Genomic DNA, 16,735 nt, shown 5'->3' on the forward strand with positions numbered 1-16,735 from the left:
CGTCATCGCGCGAATAGAAAATCAGCCGTCGTTGGAACGCAGATCCTCGATCCGGGCGCGTTCATTCTCCGGAATGAACCCCTCCAGCACCGTCCAGAACCCCGTCACCGCCTGCTGACCCGCGCGCGCATAGGCCTTGGACAGCTTTTCGCGCAGCGCGTCGAACAACTCGGCCTCCATCGCCGCCCCCGTCGGGGTCAGCCGGAGCAGCCTTTGCCGACGGTCGCGATCGCCGGGGCGCGTCTCGATGAGGTCGCGGCTCGCCAGTTCGTTGAGCACGCGGCCCAGCGATTGCTTGGTGATCGCCAGCAGCGACAACAGCTCGCTGACCGTCATGTCGGGCTTGCGTGCCATGAAATAAAGAGCGCGGTGATGGGCACGGCCCAACCCCTGCGCGGCAAGACCGCGATCGATCGAGCGCACGAGATGGCTATTGCCGAAATACAGCAATTCCATACCCCTGCGGAGTTCTGGTTCGCGGAGAAACTGTGCCGATGCGGACTGGTTAGAGGCAGCCATGTTGACCCGTCTACTCACACGCCCTAGGCCACGGCAACCCAAAACAGAGAGATGACCATGGAAGCGCCCCAAGCCCTTACGTTTCGTTTCGATCCGTCCGCGACTCCCGTCGCGGCGAGCGAGCGGGCGGCGCGTCTGGTAGATCCGGGCTTCGGGCGCGTGTTCACCGATCACATGGCCCTGATCCGCTATAGCGACGACAAGGGCTGGCATGACGCGCAGATCACCGCGCGTGCGCCGCTTCAGGTCGATCCGGCCGCTTCGGTCCTGCACTATGCGCAGGAAATCTTCGAGGGCATGAAGGCCTATCGCCTGGCCGATGGCGGCACCGCGTTGTTCCGGCCCGAGGCGAATGCCCGCCGCTTCCAGGATTCGGCGCGGCGCATGGCGATGCCCGAGCTGCCCGAGACGCTGTTCCTGGAGTCCGTCGAACGGCTGGTCGAGATCGAGCGCAACTGGATCCCCGAACAGGATGGCGGCGCGTTGTACCTCCGCCCCTTCATGTTCGCCAGCGAGGTGTTCCTGGGCGTGAAGCCCTCGGCCGAATATCTCTACATGGTCATCGCCTCGTCGGTGGGCGCGTACTTCAAGGGCGGCGCGCCCGCCGTGTCGATCTGGGTAAGCCAGGGCTATACGCGCGCGGCCCCCGGCGGGACGGGCGCAGCCAAGTGCGGCGGCAATTATGCCGCCAGCCTGCTCGCCCAGAAGGAAGCGATCGCGAACGGTTGCGACCAGGTGGTCTTCCTCGACGCGGTCGAGCGCCGCTGGGTCGAGGAACTGGGCGGCATGAACGTCTTCTTCGTGTTCGACGACGGCAGCCTGGTGACGCCGCCGCTGACCGGCACGATCCTGCCCGGCATCACCCGCGATTCGATCCTGACCATCGCGCGCGCGCAGGGGCTGACCGTGCGCGAGGAGCTCTACGCCATCGACCAGTGGCGCGCCGACGCCGCCAGCGGCCGTCTGGTCGAGGCGTTCGCCTGCGGCACGGCGGCCGTCGTCACCCCGATCGGCAGCGTCGCCGAGCCCGCGGGCCGCTTTACCATCGGCAGCGGCGGCCCCGGCCAGCTGACCACCCGCCTTCGCGAACAGCTTGTCGCGATCCAGCGCGGCCAGGCCCCCGACCCCCATGGCTGGATGCGCCGCCTGGGCTGACATTTCGCGGTAAATAAGGCTTTTCAAGAGCGGCGCGCCGGGTATAAGGCGCGCCTCTCCACTGGGGCGTCGCCAAGCGGTAAGGCAACGGTTTTTGGTACCGTCATACGCAGGTTCGAATCCTGCCGCCCCAGCCAATTTCTCGCTAAGTGATTGATCGAACTGGCTAACCCCGGTCCGGATGCCCCAGCGTGTACAGTCGACTGTGCCAATGGGGTGTGCGGGGAGATCAACGCCCTTGGCCTCGCTCCAACATGTCTATCGCCGCGGCCACATTTTCTGGTGGCGCAGGGTTCATTCTTCGTTCCATAATGCACCCATCGACGTTCGCCTGTCGCTCGGGACCCCCGACCGGCTGCAGGCGCGGAACCGGGGCGCGGTGTTGACCGCGTCCTATGATCGGGTGGTGACCATGCTGAACGAACGTGTTCGCGCCAATTGCGAGCTGACCGAGCGCGAACTTCAGGCGATCGCCAAGGCGATGTATGAAGAGCGCCTAGCCGAGGTCTGTACCGAGCAGCGCGCCACGCCGTACGATGCCGAGCATCATTCGGCCGCGAACCGCGCCTTCGTCGACTATTTCCAGCGCTTGACGCTGCAGGGCGGGCATATGTCGTTCCTGCCCGACGAACGGCGCAAGCTGGAGGCGGAGGGTTGGGATGCGCAGCGCATCGCCGATCTGCAAACGATCATCGCCTTACGGGAGAACAAGGGCGTCAGTCCGATCCGCCGGGACGAAATCGACCGGCACCTTGCGGCTGCGGGCTTCGCGATCGACGACCGGCTGCGGTGGCTGGTCGAGCTCGCCCTCTATCCGACCTATCGCGATGTCTATGCCGATGCGGAACAGCAATTGCGGACATTGGTGCAGCCGGTCGACGCGATGGCGTCTCCGCCACCACCACAATCTGTCCCTTCGCCGGCCAATGACCGATCGCCACAGGTGTCAGCCGGCATTTCCGGTGTTCCGGACGACTGGATGCATTGCGGCCCGGTCGAGGCGGCGGAGCGGATGATCGCGGAAACGCCAAGGCTTCTCGAGCATCGGCGCGACGGCAAGCGCGCGAAGGATAGCGTCGGCGAGCAGACGCTTCGGCAGATCCGCTGGGCGGCTACCTTGCTGCAGAAATCACTGCCAGCGGGGACGCCGCTCTGGAAGGTGACCAAGGCGGACATTCTTGCGTTGGACGGCCATTTCGACAATCTGCCGATCCACTACGGCAAGTCGCCACGCGATCGCGTATTGGAGCAGACGCTCGACGAAGCCATCGCGCTGGCGGCGGAGGATGTCGCCGACGGCAACCTGAATATGGACGATATCGGGTTTTCCACTGGCACGACCAACAAGCACTTCAACAAGCTGGCGCAAATTCATGCCTTCATGCGCACCCATGTCGACGCGGCGCCGGTCATCGACTTCGCGCTGTTCACCGTTGCGATTGACGCGGACGAACGCGAAGCCCGAAAGCGCTACACGCGGGAACAGGGCGAAGCGTTGTTCAAGCTGCCGCCCTGGACCGGATGCGAGGGGACCGGCGAGCGGCTGGAGGCGGGCAAGACCGTCGTCCACGACGGTCTGTTTTTCGTGCTGCTGCTGGTCTGGTATACCGGTGCCCGGCGGGAGGAACTGTGCAAGCTGATGCTGGACGATGTCGAGCATCGGCACGGCATCCACTATCTGCTGATCCGTGCGACCGAGACGGGGCGCGTCAAGAACAAGTCCGCCCGCCGGGTCGTCGTCATTGCGGACGAACTCGTCCGTCTCGGCTTTCTGCGTTACGTCGAGGCGATGCGAGCGGCGGGCGAACGCCTGCTGTTCCCGGAACTGGTGCCCGGCGGCACTACCAAGCGGAAGCTCGGCGATGTCTTCTACAAGCTGTGGTGGATGTACATCGCGCCGATGGTGCCCGACCTGAAGCGCGGACAGGCGATGCATTCGGCGCGACACATGGTGTCGGACGAGTTGAAGGATCAGGAGGTGTTCCTCGAATTCCGCAACGATCATCTCGGGCACCGTGGCAAGGGCGGCGAGGGCGAGACGCGTTATCCGGCAGCGGCCTCGCTCCAGAAGCTGAAGTCGGTGGTCGAGAAGATCCCCGTGGTGACGGGGCATCTCCCGGATCAGAACAAGATCAACCTCTTGCCCGCAGGATTGCGTCAGCCACGGCCGACGCGGGGAAAGGATCGCGACAGGGAGGAAACAGGCGCCTGACACTCGTCTGTTCGCCCATCGCGCGGGGAACGGAATGGCGAGGCGTCAGGCCGGACAGACTGCTGCCGTTTGCCGGCGCTGAACGAACAGCAGGATCACCAGCGCCAAGGCTGCCATGCCCGCACCGGCGATCGCGACGGCGGGCAAGCCCAGTCCCGCACCGATCACCCCTCCGCCGAGCGCCGCGCCGATCGCGTTGCCAAGGTTGAACGCGCCTATGTTCATCGCCGAGGCAAGGTTCGGCGCATCGGCGGCCGCCACCATTACCCGCATTTGCAACGGCGGTACGATCGCGAAGCTGGCGATGCCCCAGATGAGGATGGCGGCGGCGGCAGCCCATGGCCATTGCAGGACGCCCGCGAACACGACCAGCACCACCGCGAGGACGGCGAAGCTGCCGATCAGCGTCCGCTCGATCGACCGATCGGCAAGGCGACCGCCGAGCGTGTTCCCGATCGTCAGCCCGATCCCGTACAGCACCAGCATTGCCGTCACGAACCCGGTCGAGGCATGGGTTTCCTCGCGCAGGATCGGGACGATGTAGGTGAAGACGGTGAACATCGCGCTGGCACCGACCACGGTCAGCGCCAGTGCTGCCAGCACCGGTCCGCGTGTCAGGACGCGGAGTTCCGCCACTATGTCGCCCTCCGTCGATGCCGGAAGCGAGGGTAGGGCAAAGCGCAGTGCCACGATCGCCACGGCACCGACGCCGGCAATGCCGGCGAACGCCGTGCGCCAGCCCAGCACCTCACCGGCCCAGGTCGCGAGCGGCACGCCGCCGATCGTCGCCACCGTCAGCCCGGTGAACATCGCGGCGACCGCGCCCGCGCGCCGGTGGGGCGGCACGAGGCTGGCGGCGACGACCGAGCCGACGCCGAAAAAGGCGCCGTGATTGAACGAGGTGACGATCCGTGCCGCCATCAGCATCCAATAGCCATCGGCGATCGCGGACAATGCGTTGCCGATCGTGAAGATGGCCATCAGCCCGATCAGCAGCGTTCGCCGGTTCACGCGGCCGGTCGTCAGGGTCATCAGCGGCGCGCCGATCAGCACGCCCATCGCATAGGCGCTGACCAGTAGCCCCGCCGCCGGGATCGACACGCCGAGATCGGATGCGATGCCTGGCAGCATGCCCATCGGCGCGAACTCGGTCACACCGATGCCGAACGCGCCCATGGCGAGCGCGAGAAGGGGGAAATTCAGTTTCATCGAATGGCTCCCTTTCGTCAGACGAGTGGCGGGTTCAGGCGGGCGAAGTCCTCCTGCTGCACGTACGGGGTGTGCGGGTACGGCGGCAGCACGGCGCTCGCCGCATCCAGCGCGGTCATCTGCTCCGCCGTCAACGACCAGCCGACCGCGCCGAGATTTTCGCGCAACTGCGCTTCGTTGCGCGCCCCGATGATGACCGAGGCGACGGTCGGCCGCTGCAACAACCAGTTGATCGCGATCTGCGGCACGCTCTTGCCCGCCTCGGCCGCGACCGCCTCCAGCGCATCGATCACGCGGTAGAGATGCTCGGCCTCGACCGGCGGCGCGAACTGTTCGGTATCGTGCAGGCGGCTGCCTGCGGGGATCGGACGGTCGCGCCCGATCCTGCCGGTCAACCGGCCCCAGCCGAGCGGGCTCCAGACCAGCGCGCCGACGCCTTGGTCACGGCCGAGCGGCATCAGGTCCGCCTCATAGGCGCGACCGATCAGCGAATAGTAGACCTGATGGGCGACGAGCCGGGGCCAACCGTGCCGATGCGCCAGGCCCTGCGCCTTCATCAATTGCCAGCCGGGATAGTTTGAGACGCCGGCATAGCGGACCTTGCCCGACGCGATCAGCCGGTCGAGTGTGGCCATCAGCTCCTCGGTCGGCGTGGAGGCGTCGAAGGCGTGGAGCTGGAGCAGGTCGATATGGTCGGTGCCGAGCCGGCGCAGCGATGCCTCGACCGTCCCGATCAGCCGTGCGCGCGAGACGCCCCAGTCCTGCGGCCCGTCGCCGATCGGCAGGCCGGTCTTGGTCGACAGCAGCACTGCGTCGCGCCGCCCTTTGATCGCCGCGCCCAGCACCTCCTCCGACGCACCGTTGGAATAGACATCGGCAGTGTCGAATAGCGTGACCCCGGCGTCGAGGCAGATGTCGACCAGCCGCCGCGCCTCGGCCGCATCGCTTTGCCCCCATGCGCCGAACAGCTGCCCGGTGCCGCCGAACGTGCCGGTGCCGAACGACAGCGCAGGTACCCGGAGTCCCGATGCGCCCAGTTGCCGATATTCCATTTGCCGCCCTTCCGTGTTTTCCATCAGGTGCATAGATGGCGGGACGGTTGCCGGCGCATAACCCGGCGGAAATGCGAAGGAGCTGTGCGTTGGATGCAAAGCTGATTGGGGGCACCGACCGAGCGCGTTCACTGGCGTTGTTCACTGTGGTGGTGGAGCAGGGAAGTTTCTCCGCCGCCGGCCGAGCGGTCGGCCTGACCGCTTCGGCGGTCGCGCGTGCGATTGACCGGATCGAGGCGCGGTTGGGCGTGCGGCTGTTGCTGCGCTCGACCCGCATGTTGACGCTGACCGCCGAGGGCCAAGCCTATCTGCAAACCGCGCGGCGGATCCTGTCCGACCTCGACGATGCCGAGCAGCAGATCGCCGACCAGGGCGCGCCGCGCGGTCGGCTGCGGGTCAGCGCGGCGCTGTCGCATGGGCGGTTGTGCGTGGTGCCGCTGCTCAAGGATTTCGCGCGCCTCTATCCGCATATCCTGATCGACATCGCGCTGACCGACACGCTCGTCGACGTGGCCGGAGGCCAAGCCGATGTGGCGATCCGGTTCGGGCCGCTGGCGGACAGTAGTCTGACCGCGCGCAAGCTGGGTGAGAGCCGGCGGGTGATCGTCGCCGCACCCGACTATCTCGCCTGTCACGGGGTGCCGGTGGTGCCGGAGGATCTACACGGCCATAACTGCCTGAACTTCAATTTCCGCCGGGCAGAGCCGAGCTGGCCGTTCCGCCGCGACGGTCGGGATATGTCGCTGACCGTGAAGGGCAATATCGAGGCGAACAACGGCGAGACGTTGGGGCAACTTGCCGCGGCGGGCGTCGGCATCACCCGTGTCGGCCGGTTCAGTGTGGTGGATGCGATCGCAGAGGGGCGGCTCGTGCCGCTCTTGGAAGACTATAATCCCGGCGACGTCGAGCTGATCCATGCGGTGTTCGTGGGCGGCTCGACCGTACCGGCGCGCGTCAGGGCCTTTGTCGACTTCCTCGCCGACCGGCTGGCGCATTGACGGCGAATCCATGTCGCGCTCGCCGGTATGGCGATGGAATGCATCTTCTGCTATCAGCATCGCCGTCCAGCGATTCAAGGAAGGAGGGCGACCATGACCGATCAGATCACGCCCGTCCGTGGGATGCAGCGCATCGGCGGCCTGCTCCGCCACTGACCTGCGCGGCTTTCACCGATAGCCGCTCCCCCCATCGCTGACATGAGGGCCGCGCCGACTGGTGCGGTGACTTTTTCATGACCGACGACGACGAAGACCTGTTCCCGCGTGCATCCGTGCTGCGCAAGGTTCTGTCCTTCACCTTCCGCCTGTGGCGCCGGACGCCGCTGCTGGCGGCCGCCTGCGCCGCAGCGATGCTGCTGTCGACGCTGACCGAGGTGTTCGTGCCGCTCTATGCCGGCCGGATGATCGACGCTGTCGGCGGCGGTGATGCCGGAGCGGCATGGCTGGCGTTCGGCGTGATCGCTGTTCTCGGGGCGGCCATGGTGGTGTTCCGCCATCTCGGCTGGTGGGCGATCACGCCGCTGACGCTCGGGATGATGCGCGACGTGACGCAGGAGGCGTTCGCGCGTGTCCAGCGGCTGTCGTCCGACTGGCATGCCAACGCTTTTTCCGGTTCGACCGTGCGGCGGATCACGCGCGGCATGTGGGCGCTCGATACGCTCAACGACGTACTGCTGCTCTCGCTGTTGCCGTCGCTGACGGTATTGGTCGGGACGGTGGTCCTGCTTGCCGCACACTGGCCGTTGCTTGGACTGGTGATGGGGGTGGGGGCGCTCGCCTATATCGTGCTGACCGTCGGCTTGGCGACGCGCGTGCTCGCCCCGATCGCGCGGCTGTCGAACCAGTGGGACACGAAGCTGGGCGGCGTGCTGGCCGATGCGATCGGCACGAACGCGGTGGTGAAGGCATTCGGCGGCGAAGCGCAAGAAGAAGCGCTGCTCGCACGGACCGTCGCCAAGTGGCACCGGCGGACGCGCCGGACTTGGATGGCATTCACCTGGGCTGGGTCCGGCCAGCTCGCCCTGCTGTGGCTCATCCGCATCGTCGCCACCGGGGCGGCGCTGTGGCTGTGGTCGCGGGGGCAGGCGAGCGCGGGGGACATGGCCTATGTCGTCACCAGCTATCTGGTGCTCAACGGCTATCTTCGCGACATCGGGCAATATGTCCATCAGCTCCAGCGCTCGGTGAACGAGATGGAGGAGTTGGTCGCGCTCCACGACGAGCCGCTGGGTGTCGCCGATCGCCCTGACGCCCGTCCGATCGCGATCGAGGCGGGCGCGATCCGGTTCGAGGACGTGACCTTCCGCTATGCCGGGCAGGATCGCCCGCTCTACGAGCATCTGAGCGTCACGATCCCGGCCGGGCAGCGTGTCGGTCTGGTGGGACCGTCGGGATCGGGCAAGACCAGCTTCGTTAAGCTGATCCAGCGGCTCTACGATGTCGATGGCGGCCGGGTAACGATTGACGGGCAGGACGTGGCGCTGACGACGCAACGGTCGCTTCGCCAGCAGGTCGCGATCGTGCCGCAGGAGCCGGTGCTGTTCCACCGCACGCTGGCCGAGAATATCGGCTATGGCCGCCCCGACGCGAGCCAAGCCGAGATTGAACAGGCCGCGCGGCTTGCCAACGCCCATGACTTCATCATGGCGCTGCCCAAGGGCTATCGCACGCTGGTCGGCGAGCGGGGCGTGAAGCTGTCGGGCGGCGAGCGCCAGCGCGTCGCGATCGCACGCGCGTTCTTGGCGGATGCCCCGATCCTGATCCTCGACGAGGCGACGTCCAGCCTCGATTCCGAAAGCGAGGCCGCGATCCAGCAAGCGATGGAGCGGTTGATGGTCGGCCGCACCGCCATCGTCATCGCGCATCGGCTTTCGACCGTCCGGGCGCTGGATCGCATTCTGGTGTTCGCGGCGGGGCGAATTGTCGAGGACGGTACGCATGATGATTTGCTGACAGTCGAGCGTGGCCACTATCGTCGGCTGTTCGAGCGGCAGGCGGGATCGGCGATGCCGGAAATCGCCTGATCGTCGCTTGAGATTGTTAACTCATCCGGCGTAGAGTCGACGCGTTCGCCAGCAGGCGGACCGAGGCGTGGAAACCTCGCTATTAGTAGCCGTGGCCCGGCCCGAACCAGTTTCGGCCGGGAGGCGGACGCGTATGTCCAGGGCTTTCGGGCCTAAAGGCGTCCGCGCTCGTCTAATAGCGAGTTTCCAACTTCCGGCTCACGGGCCGGCACCGCCTCGTTTCTACAGGGCGGTGCCGCCGGCTGGGGAAGCCGATCGGCACCACGCGGACGGGGGTTCGGGCGTGGGTGCACTTATTAGAAGCCGCAATAGACGGCTTGCCATCATCAAGAATTCGATGGCCGCTTCCGTGGCGGTGCTTCTTGCCGCATGCGGTGGAGGCGGTGGGATCAATTCGTCCGGGTCGATCCCGGCACCCAGTCCAACACCGTCGCCGACACCCACTCCGCCGCCGACGGCAGCCGACAGTGCGGAGTACAAGGCGTCGGGTGCCGTGGCCGGATTGAAGGCAGCCTATGCTTATGATCGCGGCATCACCGGCAAGGGCGTCACCATCGCCGTCATCGACACCGGGATCAACGTCGACGAGCCGGAGTTCAAAGGCCGAATGTCGGCGGACAGCACCTCGTTCGACCAGAAGATCGCCCGTTGCCGTACTTGCGACGCGGAGATCGTACGCTACGACCTGAAGGACAACAACGGACACGGCAGCGGGACCGCATCGGTCGCGCTGGCGGCCCGTGACGCCAAGGGCATTCAAGGTGTGGCGCCGGAGGCGACGCTGCTCGCACTCAAGATTGCAGGCCCGGACATGTCGAACGTCAGTCCGACGTCCGGCCCGGTGCCCGAAGGCGATGGCCCGAACTCGGCGCTGATCGCTCCCGCAATCACCTACGCGGTCGAGAAGGGCGCGTTCGTCATCAGCATGAGCCTGAACGGGTTCGCGGGCGGCCAGATCGCCGTCGAGCAGCGAAAGGCGATGGATCTGGTGCGCACTAGCGACCGTCTTTTCGTCCAATCCGTCTCGAACGACGTCGGCCAGGACAGCTTCTCGGGTCAGGTCACCGAGACCATGGTCGGCACCGACATGACGAACAAGGACTGGTTCCTGTTCGGCATCCGCGTTGACCGGAACCTGCAGGCCCCCAGCGGCAACGGCACCCCCGGCGCGCTGGCGGACCGTACTCTCGCGGTCATCGCGTCGAACATCGACGTCGTGGGCAAGGACGGTACCCTCACGACCGTCACCGGCAACAGCTTCGCGGCACCTGCGATCGCCGGCGCGGCAGCCCTGCTCAAGCAGTACTGGCCGCAGCTCGGCGGCAAGGTAATCAGCCGCATCCTGCTCGACACCGCTACCGACCTTGGTGCGGCAGGTGTCGACGAAAAATTCGGTGCTGGCCTGCTCAATGTTGAGAAAGCTATGCAAGCGCAGGCACCTGCCAGCGCGTTCGCTGGGGCGCAGACGGCGTTGGCGCGCTTCTCTTCGCTGGCCATGTCGGCCCCCTTTGGTGGGGCCGTGACCGTCGCCGACAAGATCGGCAGCATGACCGTAGTCGACCGCTATGGCCGCGACTTCCGAATGACCGGGGCTGCGGGAGTTTCGTCGCGGGGATCAGGGTTGCTGGCCGGCGCGATGCTGACGCCGATCGATCCGCCATGGATGTTGGCGAGCGCCGCTGATGAGCGCTTCGGCTTTGCTTCGTCCACTACGACGACGGGATATTGGCAAGGCGCGCGTTCAAGCCGCCCTGCGGTTATGTCCTTCTCTCCGGCGCGCGGGCAAATAGTGACGCTCGGCGTGAACGTCGCCGTAGGCCAAGGCGGCAGCCTTGCCGGATCGCCGTTGCGCGGGATCGGTGCGACAACGGTCGGCATGTCGTCGAGCTGGACCGGCTCGGGCTGGTCGGCGTCGGTCGCTTCCGGCATTTCACATGATCGACGGACCGGGCAGCGCACCGTCGCAATAATGACGCCGCTGGGAATCGGGCTGGAGCTAACTGACCTCGCCGAGCGTGGCCGCGTGCTGGGGTTAAGCGGCGGTCAAGACCTTGGTCTGGAGGGGGCATCGACGACGATGGCGACGCTGACGATGCGGCGGACCGTCGCCGGGTTGATGCTGTCCGCGCGGGCAACAGCTGCCAACACCCGCGTTCGCGGTGGGTCAGAACTGATGCGCTTCGACCAGCCGGTACTCGGCACCGCCTTCGCGGTCGAAGCCGCGCGCGGCCTGCTCGGCGGCGTCGCGACGCTCGGTCTGTCCTCACCCCTTCGTGTTGAACGCGCGCGCGCCACTATGCTGGTACCGGTGACCTACGACCTGATGTCAGGGGCGCTGGCAACGCGGATGGCGGTGGTCGATCTGGTGCCAAAAGCGCGCGAACTCGACGTGGAGCTCGGCTGGTCGGCGGCACTGTCGCCGATGTCGTCGCTACGCTTCGGCATCGCCCGCGCGTTCGACGCGGGGCATGTCGCAGGTGCGATCGACACGGCGGGATACGTGACGCTGGTGCTGCGATGACCTGCCACCTCGCCGCACGCGCACCGCCTGCGGGCTGACGCCGCCAGTCGGCGACCAAGTCGAAGACCACCAAAACGTGCGACGTCGGGATGGCTTTCCGGCGAACGATGTCGCGCATCCAACGAACGAGGAAGATGACGATGATCAGAACGATGCCGATTGCCACCGTGATGCTGCTGACGATTAGCGGTACGGTCAGCGCACCATGCGAAGCACAGTCGGTGAAGACGGCACCCAAACCGACCAAACTGCTCGACATTGCCGGCATCCGCCCCGGCATGAAGGCGGCCAACGCGGTGGCGCATTTGCGAAGGACCGGTTGGACGGTAACTGCTGATCCCGGCAACAGCTGGTTGGAAGTCGTGGAGGAAGCAGTTGCCAGACGGCGCAATGAGATACCGCCGACGTCCGCCCGATCCGGCGTTTACGATTACAACGCCGCCAAGGGCGAAGAGACTGTTCGGGTCAACATCGTCCCCACGCCGGACGGTGGCCGGGTCGGCCTGGTCCAGTATCGGGCGCCGCAAGCTGGCCGCAGTCACGAGCAGATTCGTGCCGAGGTGATCTCTCGATACGGACCGTCAATCTATGGCCCGCGCCAACGGGTACTGATCGCACCCCAGGGCAAGGACGGCGAGACGATGTCGCTCGAGGTGGACTCGACCGGCATGCGCCTGACGCTGTCGCCAAGCAGCGCGGCGGATCGTGAAGCCCGCGCGCTGGTCGACCGGGCGGTCACTGCCCGGCTCGGCGCGGTCGGCACCTCTTTTTAAGCGGAGCGGCACATGCCCTACCTCATCGGCATGATCCTCGGCGATGTGCTCGGCCGAATCGGGTTTTTCCGCGCCGCCGGTGCCGCGTTGCTGCTGGGCGGGGTCGCGTTCCTCGCCTATCGTCTGGTGGCGGCGAACCTCGACCCGGCAATGGCCTACGGCGCCGCCGCAGCAGCACCGCTGACCTTGCTCGGCTGGGCAATCTGGCATCCGGCGGCGTCGCGCTTCCGGCTATGGATCGTCGACGGTGTCTATCTCGCCGCGCGGCTAGCGATGTGGTGGGCCGGCATCGCTTTCGTCCTCGGTCTCGTTGCTGCCGGGTTCCGTATCGACCGTTGGCTGGCGGGGGAATGGCCGCAGGCAGCAACCGCCGGGTTCTTCTGGCTGGTGCAGCGGGCGCTGGGCGCGCAGGTCGCCCGCTCGCACCGGATTTTGGGCGAGCGCAGCGTCATCGAGCTCGATGCATGAGGGGGCCGCTGACGCTTCGGATCGTCGCGGCGCTGGTGCCGGTGCTGACGTCCATCTCCACAGTGGATGCGGCACCTCGCCCTGCGGTGCTGGAGGCAACGACGAGGGCGGATTGGCGGGCGGCTGGCCTTGACGGTACCGGCTGCTACTGGTCGCCCCGCCGGGGCGGACCGATCCACTTCGTCGCTGCTGGGGACAAGGCGATGACCAAGGTTGGCGGTCGCATCGTCATCCTCAAACCGCGACGCGACGCGCGCGATTTATTCCCGTTCACTCACGACGCCTGGCAGTCCGGCGACCTGACCATTCGGGTCGTCGATACCGCGCGCATCAGGTCCATGGGCTACGAGACGGTCACCACCGACGCGGTGCTGATCGTCACTCGCCGCAACGTCACGACCCGGCTGCGCGGGTCAATGATCTGCGGGTCATAGCCCGGCCGCAAGGCGGCGACGAACGGCCGGCGGCGATGCCGCCGGGGGGGCAGGAAAGCACAAGAAAGAGCCCGGGCCAGGATAGGAGAAGGACAAGGGAGAAAGCTGGAGGCGCAACAACGCAGATTGGCGGGCCAATCTGCCGTGCGCCGCCCGCCGCCGTGACCATCGGCGGCGGGCGGTGTCCTCCAGCCTGTCGGCTTCCGGAAGGCGGAGGCAACGTGTTCGTCGAGGGGGTTGCCCTATCCCGGCCGGTCCGGGACAATATGTACATGGCGTCACCCGGCACAGATAGCGGCGGACGCGCGGTCTATGCCCATCACGTGCGGGCATTGCTGCGGCGTCAGCAGCAGGACGATCGCGATGCGATCGGTGCGACGCTGTCCCGTGCCCATTTTCGCGTGCAGGGGGTGTCCGAGCAGACCGGCAAGGGGAGGAAGCGGCGAACCAAAGCGCCGGCCAATCAGCGCGTCGTCGACTTCTTCACGGCGAGCCCGCTGACCGGTCGCGACCGCCAGACCGGCAATTTCCGCATACCGCATTTCGACGTCACGCCGATCACGCGAACGTTCGCGCCGACCCGCAAGGACGGCCACGTCCGGCATGGCCACAAGACGGCGGCCATGACGGCAGGTGACCATTTTGACTATGTCACCAGCGGCGCCACGATCGGGGTCGCGGCGCATATCGACTATATCCGCCGGGAAACCGGACTGCAGGATCCGGTCGGCGATCTGGCGATCGACCTGCTCGACGCGCAGGATCTGCGCGCCGAGACTAATCGGCTGGCGATGTTCACTAATATCCCGGGTGACAGGAGTCGGCAGCGTAGCCTGTTCGAGGCGGCGGAACGGTACGAATCCTCACCACGCACGCATTACCTGACCGCATCGACGGCGCAGGTCGACGGCTTCACCATGTTCGAGCGGATGGGTGTCGCCCCAGACTGGCTGCGCGCGATGAACCGTCGTCTTCGCGATGGACGCGACGCGTTGAAAAAGAAGGCTGCGGAAGCAGGTAAGTCTTTCAGGGATCGCGAAATCCCGGTGGCGGAGGTAACCGAGGAGGAAGCCTTCGACCGGCTTGCCTGGCTCGATGCACATCCGGCGGGCAAGGACCTGTTCCGCTGGCAGCAGGGTCGCACCGGACGGGTGCAGCACCGCTTTGTCGGTGAACTCCCCGACGGGCTGTCGGTCCATGATCGGCACGAGATCCTGTCCCGCTTCTGCGGCGAACTTGGCGATGACGGCTGGATGGTGATCGGCGCGATCCACCAGCCCGACCAGCATAACGACCGCCGCAATTTCCACATCCATGTCGATGGCTATGACCGGCCCGCCCGATGGCTCGACGACCATGGCTGTTGGGATTTCGAATATGTCGAACGCCGGAACGGCAAGAACGTTCGCCCCTTTGCTCAGTCCAAGGTCCGCTATGGTGCCGACATCGGTACGGATGGCATGGGGCGGCCGAATGTAGCGGGCTTCATGCGGCGGCGATTCATCAGCATCGTCAACGAGGTCGTCGGCGGTCGGCCCGACATCGTCCGGTACCTGCACGGCACCTATGCCGATTACGGCATCGCCATGACCCCGCTCGAGCATATGGGCAACCGCGCGACCGGCCTCGAACACCGGGGTATCGTGACCGAGGTGGGATCGCGCAACGCCCGCAAGATCGTCGCCGACGAGGCCGCTGCCTGCGAAGCGCGGGCGACCGCTGCCGAAGCAGCGCTGGAGAAGGAAGTCGCGTTTTCCCGTTCGGCCTTGGCACATGATCGCGATGCGTTGGCAGCCCTTGATCGCTGCGAGAGGCTTGAACGCCGGCTGATCCGACGGCGGTTGCAGGCGGAACTCGCCGATGTCGTCGTCGCAATGGCACGATCCCGCGCCGATGCGGTGATCCGTACCCTGACGCCTCAGCCCGGCCGGCCAGTGAAGAAGAGAGCCGGTGACGACGATCTGCGCGCCGCAGCGCTGGAGCACCTCGCCTGGGTCGAGCGGCACAGCCCTTCTCTGGCGGAGCGTGACGCCGAACGCCGTGCGCTGGCCCAGGCGGAGGCCCGCGTGGCGGCCGAGTGGCATGTCGTGCAGTCCGCGACGCAGCCCGCGTCCCAGGATCAGACTCGCAGACGCGCCATGACATACCATCCGCGTGACCGGGTGAAGGAACCCGCCACACCGATGCCGTCGAGCTACGATGACCGCAAACGCGAGCGGCTGCACGCCTGGCTTGCCAAACATGCGGCGGACCCCACCTTGTTGGTGATCGAGGATGACTCGGTGCGGCTCGGGCAAGGCGTTCCGGTCGCCATCGACACGCTAATGCGCCTATTTTCGGCGGAACGCCCGATCCAACGCATTCTGCTCGCCGAGCGCGCCCGGCGAAAGACGGCAACGTTGGCTGGCGCGTCGAACGAGACGTCCGGGATGGTCGAGTATCCGCGCATGATGCTGGCTCCTTTCAGCATCGAACCCATAGTCTCGGAGACTGACGGGGCTAAGAAAACGGGCGATCAGCAAACCACGCCTGTAAGGGAAGTGGCTGAACCGTCCTCATCGGCATCGGTGACGCATCAGCCAGATCGAAAAGAGATTGAAGCCGCTGCCGTTCAGCCGACCATTGCAGAAGCGAACCGTGAAGCTCGGAGAAAAGCAGCCCGCCATCAACAAGCCCTGCTTCGCGAACAGGCATGGGAGATTTTGCGCCGGAAAAACGCGGCCGTCACGGCCGTTGGCGATCGATACCAAGTCGACATGACGGGACTGAGCGCGGAGGATCAAAGGGTGCTGACGCATCCCGATTATCACGCGGAATTGCAAGCGCGCCTGGCCGAAAGGTACGCTGAACAACAACAGCGGCAATCCGATCTGCCATCCATTATGCCGCCGCGGCATGGAGGCCCGCGCAAGCCTATCCTACCAATATCTCATGTCGTGAAGATGCCGCTGGAACCGCCTATCGGGCTGCGGGCCGTACCTGCGTTGCGTGATACCGGACGCCTTGGGAAAGTCGCGGCCTTAGGGGCCAGCGAGCGAGCTGCGCCTGCGTCGCCTGTAGGTGTGGTCCGTCGGCGCGACCTGATTGAAGGCGTTGAACGGCAGATACCGAACGCATCGCCGCCAAATCAGGAAAAGCCGCAATCCCCCCGTGGCGCATCCGGTCAGCTTGGTCGATTGGCCGAAACGCTCGGGCCACATACTGACGATGCGAAGTCGAAAGGCAAAGCGGAACCAACGGTTGCGGATATCAGGGCCAAGGGATCGCACGAACGCTGATCACGCCGGTCTATCACCTGCTGCGGTGAAGCGGGAACGCTCGGTAATCTGCTACGCCCTCCAGGCGCGTCGCCTTCATCGCGAAGGCGAAG

The 16,735-nt window shown here is 66.0% G+C and carries 12 protein-coding genes and 1 tRNA gene; 10 read left to right on the plus strand and 3 right to left on the minus strand.

Annotated elements, in window-relative coordinates:
• Positions 1–21 precede the first annotated feature (21 nt).
• Positions 22–519, minus strand: a complete 498-nt coding sequence (locus tag ACWKSV_RS02080) for a MarR family transcriptional regulator (RefSeq protein WP_056439560.1) — start codon at positions 517–519, stop codon at positions 22–24.
• Positions 520–576: 57 nt separating this feature from the next.
• On the opposite strand from ACWKSV_RS02080, the gene ACWKSV_RS02085 reads away from it, so the two are divergent.
• The 3 genes from ACWKSV_RS02085 to ACWKSV_RS02095 all read left to right on the plus strand — a co-directional run bounded on the left by ACWKSV_RS02085 (position 577) and on the right by ACWKSV_RS02095 (position 3,886).
• On the plus strand, positions 577–1,674 hold the full coding sequence (locus tag ACWKSV_RS02085; RefSeq protein ID WP_076715660.1) for a branched-chain amino acid aminotransferase: 1,098 nt from the start codon (positions 577–579) through the stop codon (positions 1,672–1,674).
• A 62-nt stretch (positions 1,675–1,736) separates the two neighbouring features.
• Positions 1,737–1,811, plus strand: a tRNA-Gln gene (locus tag ACWKSV_RS02090).
• Between the two features lie 101 nt (positions 1,812–1,912).
• Complete coding sequence (locus ACWKSV_RS02095) at positions 1,913–3,886, plus strand: site-specific integrase (RefSeq protein ID WP_076715662.1); 1,974 nt, start codon at positions 1,913–1,915, stop codon at positions 3,884–3,886.
• A gap of 45 nt (positions 3,887–3,931) precedes the next feature.
• Here the strand turns inward: ACWKSV_RS02095 and ACWKSV_RS02100 are convergent, their stop codons facing one another.
• Positions 3,932–5,095: an MFS transporter gene (locus ACWKSV_RS02100; protein ID WP_076715663.1), complete on the minus strand. Its 1,164-nt coding sequence runs from the start codon at positions 5,093–5,095 to the stop codon at positions 3,932–3,934.
• A 17-nt stretch (positions 5,096–5,112) separates the two neighbouring features.
• Positions 5,113–6,147: an aldo/keto reductase gene (locus ACWKSV_RS02105; RefSeq protein ID WP_076718053.1), complete on the minus strand. Its 1,035-nt coding sequence runs from the start codon at positions 6,145–6,147 to the stop codon at positions 5,113–5,115.
• Positions 6,148–6,236: 89 nt separating this feature from the next.
• On the opposite strand from ACWKSV_RS02105, the gene ACWKSV_RS02110 reads away from it, so the two are divergent.
• From ACWKSV_RS02110 to ACWKSV_RS02140, 7 genes are all read left to right on the plus strand, one after another.
• Positions 6,237–7,145, plus strand: coding sequence for a LysR family transcriptional regulator (locus tag ACWKSV_RS02110; protein WP_076715665.1), 909 nt, complete (start codon positions 6,237–6,239; stop codon positions 7,143–7,145).
• A gap of 233 nt (positions 7,146–7,378) precedes the next feature.
• Positions 7,379–9,169, plus strand: coding sequence for an ABC transporter ATP-binding protein (locus ACWKSV_RS02115; RefSeq protein ID WP_076715666.1), 1,791 nt, complete (start codon positions 7,379–7,381; stop codon positions 9,167–9,169).
• Positions 9,170–9,506: 337 nt separating this feature from the next.
• Positions 9,507–11,690: a S8 family serine peptidase gene (locus tag ACWKSV_RS02120; protein WP_083706610.1), complete on the plus strand. Its 2,184-nt coding sequence runs from the start codon at positions 9,507–9,509 to the stop codon at positions 11,688–11,690.
• A gap of 140 nt (positions 11,691–11,830) precedes the next feature.
• Complete coding sequence (locus ACWKSV_RS02125; protein WP_156884230.1) at positions 11,831–12,463, plus strand: hypothetical protein; 633 nt, start codon at positions 11,831–11,833, stop codon at positions 12,461–12,463.
• A gap of 12 nt (positions 12,464–12,475) precedes the next feature.
• Positions 12,476–12,931 carry a hypothetical protein gene (locus ACWKSV_RS02130; RefSeq protein WP_191864860.1) on the plus strand — a complete coding sequence of 152 codons (456 nt, stop codon included), beginning with the start codon at positions 12,476–12,478 and terminating at the stop codon, positions 12,929–12,931.
• Positions 12,928–13,365: a hypothetical protein gene (locus ACWKSV_RS02135; RefSeq protein WP_076715672.1), complete on the plus strand. Its 438-nt coding sequence runs from the start codon at positions 12,928–12,930 to the stop codon at positions 13,363–13,365. The genes ACWKSV_RS02130 and ACWKSV_RS02135 overlap by 4 nt, the downstream gene beginning before the upstream one ends.
• Positions 13,366–13,637: 272 nt before the next feature.
• A complete protein-coding gene (locus tag ACWKSV_RS02140) occupies positions 13,638–16,643 on the plus strand; it encodes a MobA/MobL family protein (RefSeq protein ID WP_172839647.1) in 3,006 nt (1,001 codons plus the stop codon).
• Positions 16,644–16,735: the final 92 nt, after the last annotated feature.

Source organism: Sphingomonas sp. SphC10 (assembly GCF_057004845.1).

What these genes read in the sequence shown, in the direction of transcription:
- ACWKSV_RS02080 (WP_056439560.1), bottom strand. Translation starts at nt 519, where the DNA reads ATGGCTGCCTCTAACCAGTCCGCATCGGCACAGTTTCTCCGCGAACCA.
- ACWKSV_RS02085 (WP_076715660.1), top strand. Translation starts at nt 577, where the DNA reads ATGGAAGCGCCCCAAGCCCTTACGTTTCGTTTCGATCCGTCCGCGACT.
- ACWKSV_RS02100 (WP_076715663.1), bottom strand. Translation starts at nt 5,095, where the DNA reads ATGAAACTGAATTTCCCCCTTCTCGCGCTCGCCATGGGCGCGTTCGGC.
- ACWKSV_RS02105 (WP_076718053.1), bottom strand. Translation starts at nt 6,147, where the DNA reads ATGGAATATCGGCAACTGGGCGCATCGGGACTCCGGGTACCTGCGCTG.
- ACWKSV_RS02115 (WP_076715666.1), top strand. Translation starts at nt 7,379, where the DNA reads ATGACCGACGACGACGAAGACCTGTTCCCGCGTGCATCCGTGCTGCGC.
- ACWKSV_RS02120 (WP_083706610.1), top strand. Translation starts at nt 9,507, where the DNA reads ATGGCCGCTTCCGTGGCGGTGCTTCTTGCCGCATGCGGTGGAGGCGGT.
- ACWKSV_RS02125 (WP_156884230.1), top strand. Translation starts at nt 11,831, where the DNA reads ATGATCAGAACGATGCCGATTGCCACCGTGATGCTGCTGACGATTAGC.
- ACWKSV_RS02130 (WP_191864860.1), top strand. Translation starts at nt 12,476, where the DNA reads ATGCCCTACCTCATCGGCATGATCCTCGGCGATGTGCTCGGCCGAATC.
- ACWKSV_RS02135 (WP_076715672.1), top strand. Translation starts at nt 12,928, where the DNA reads ATGAGGGGGCCGCTGACGCTTCGGATCGTCGCGGCGCTGGTGCCGGTG.
- ACWKSV_RS02140 (WP_172839647.1), top strand. Translation starts at nt 13,638, where the DNA reads ATGGCGTCACCCGGCACAGATAGCGGCGGACGCGCGGTCTATGCCCAT.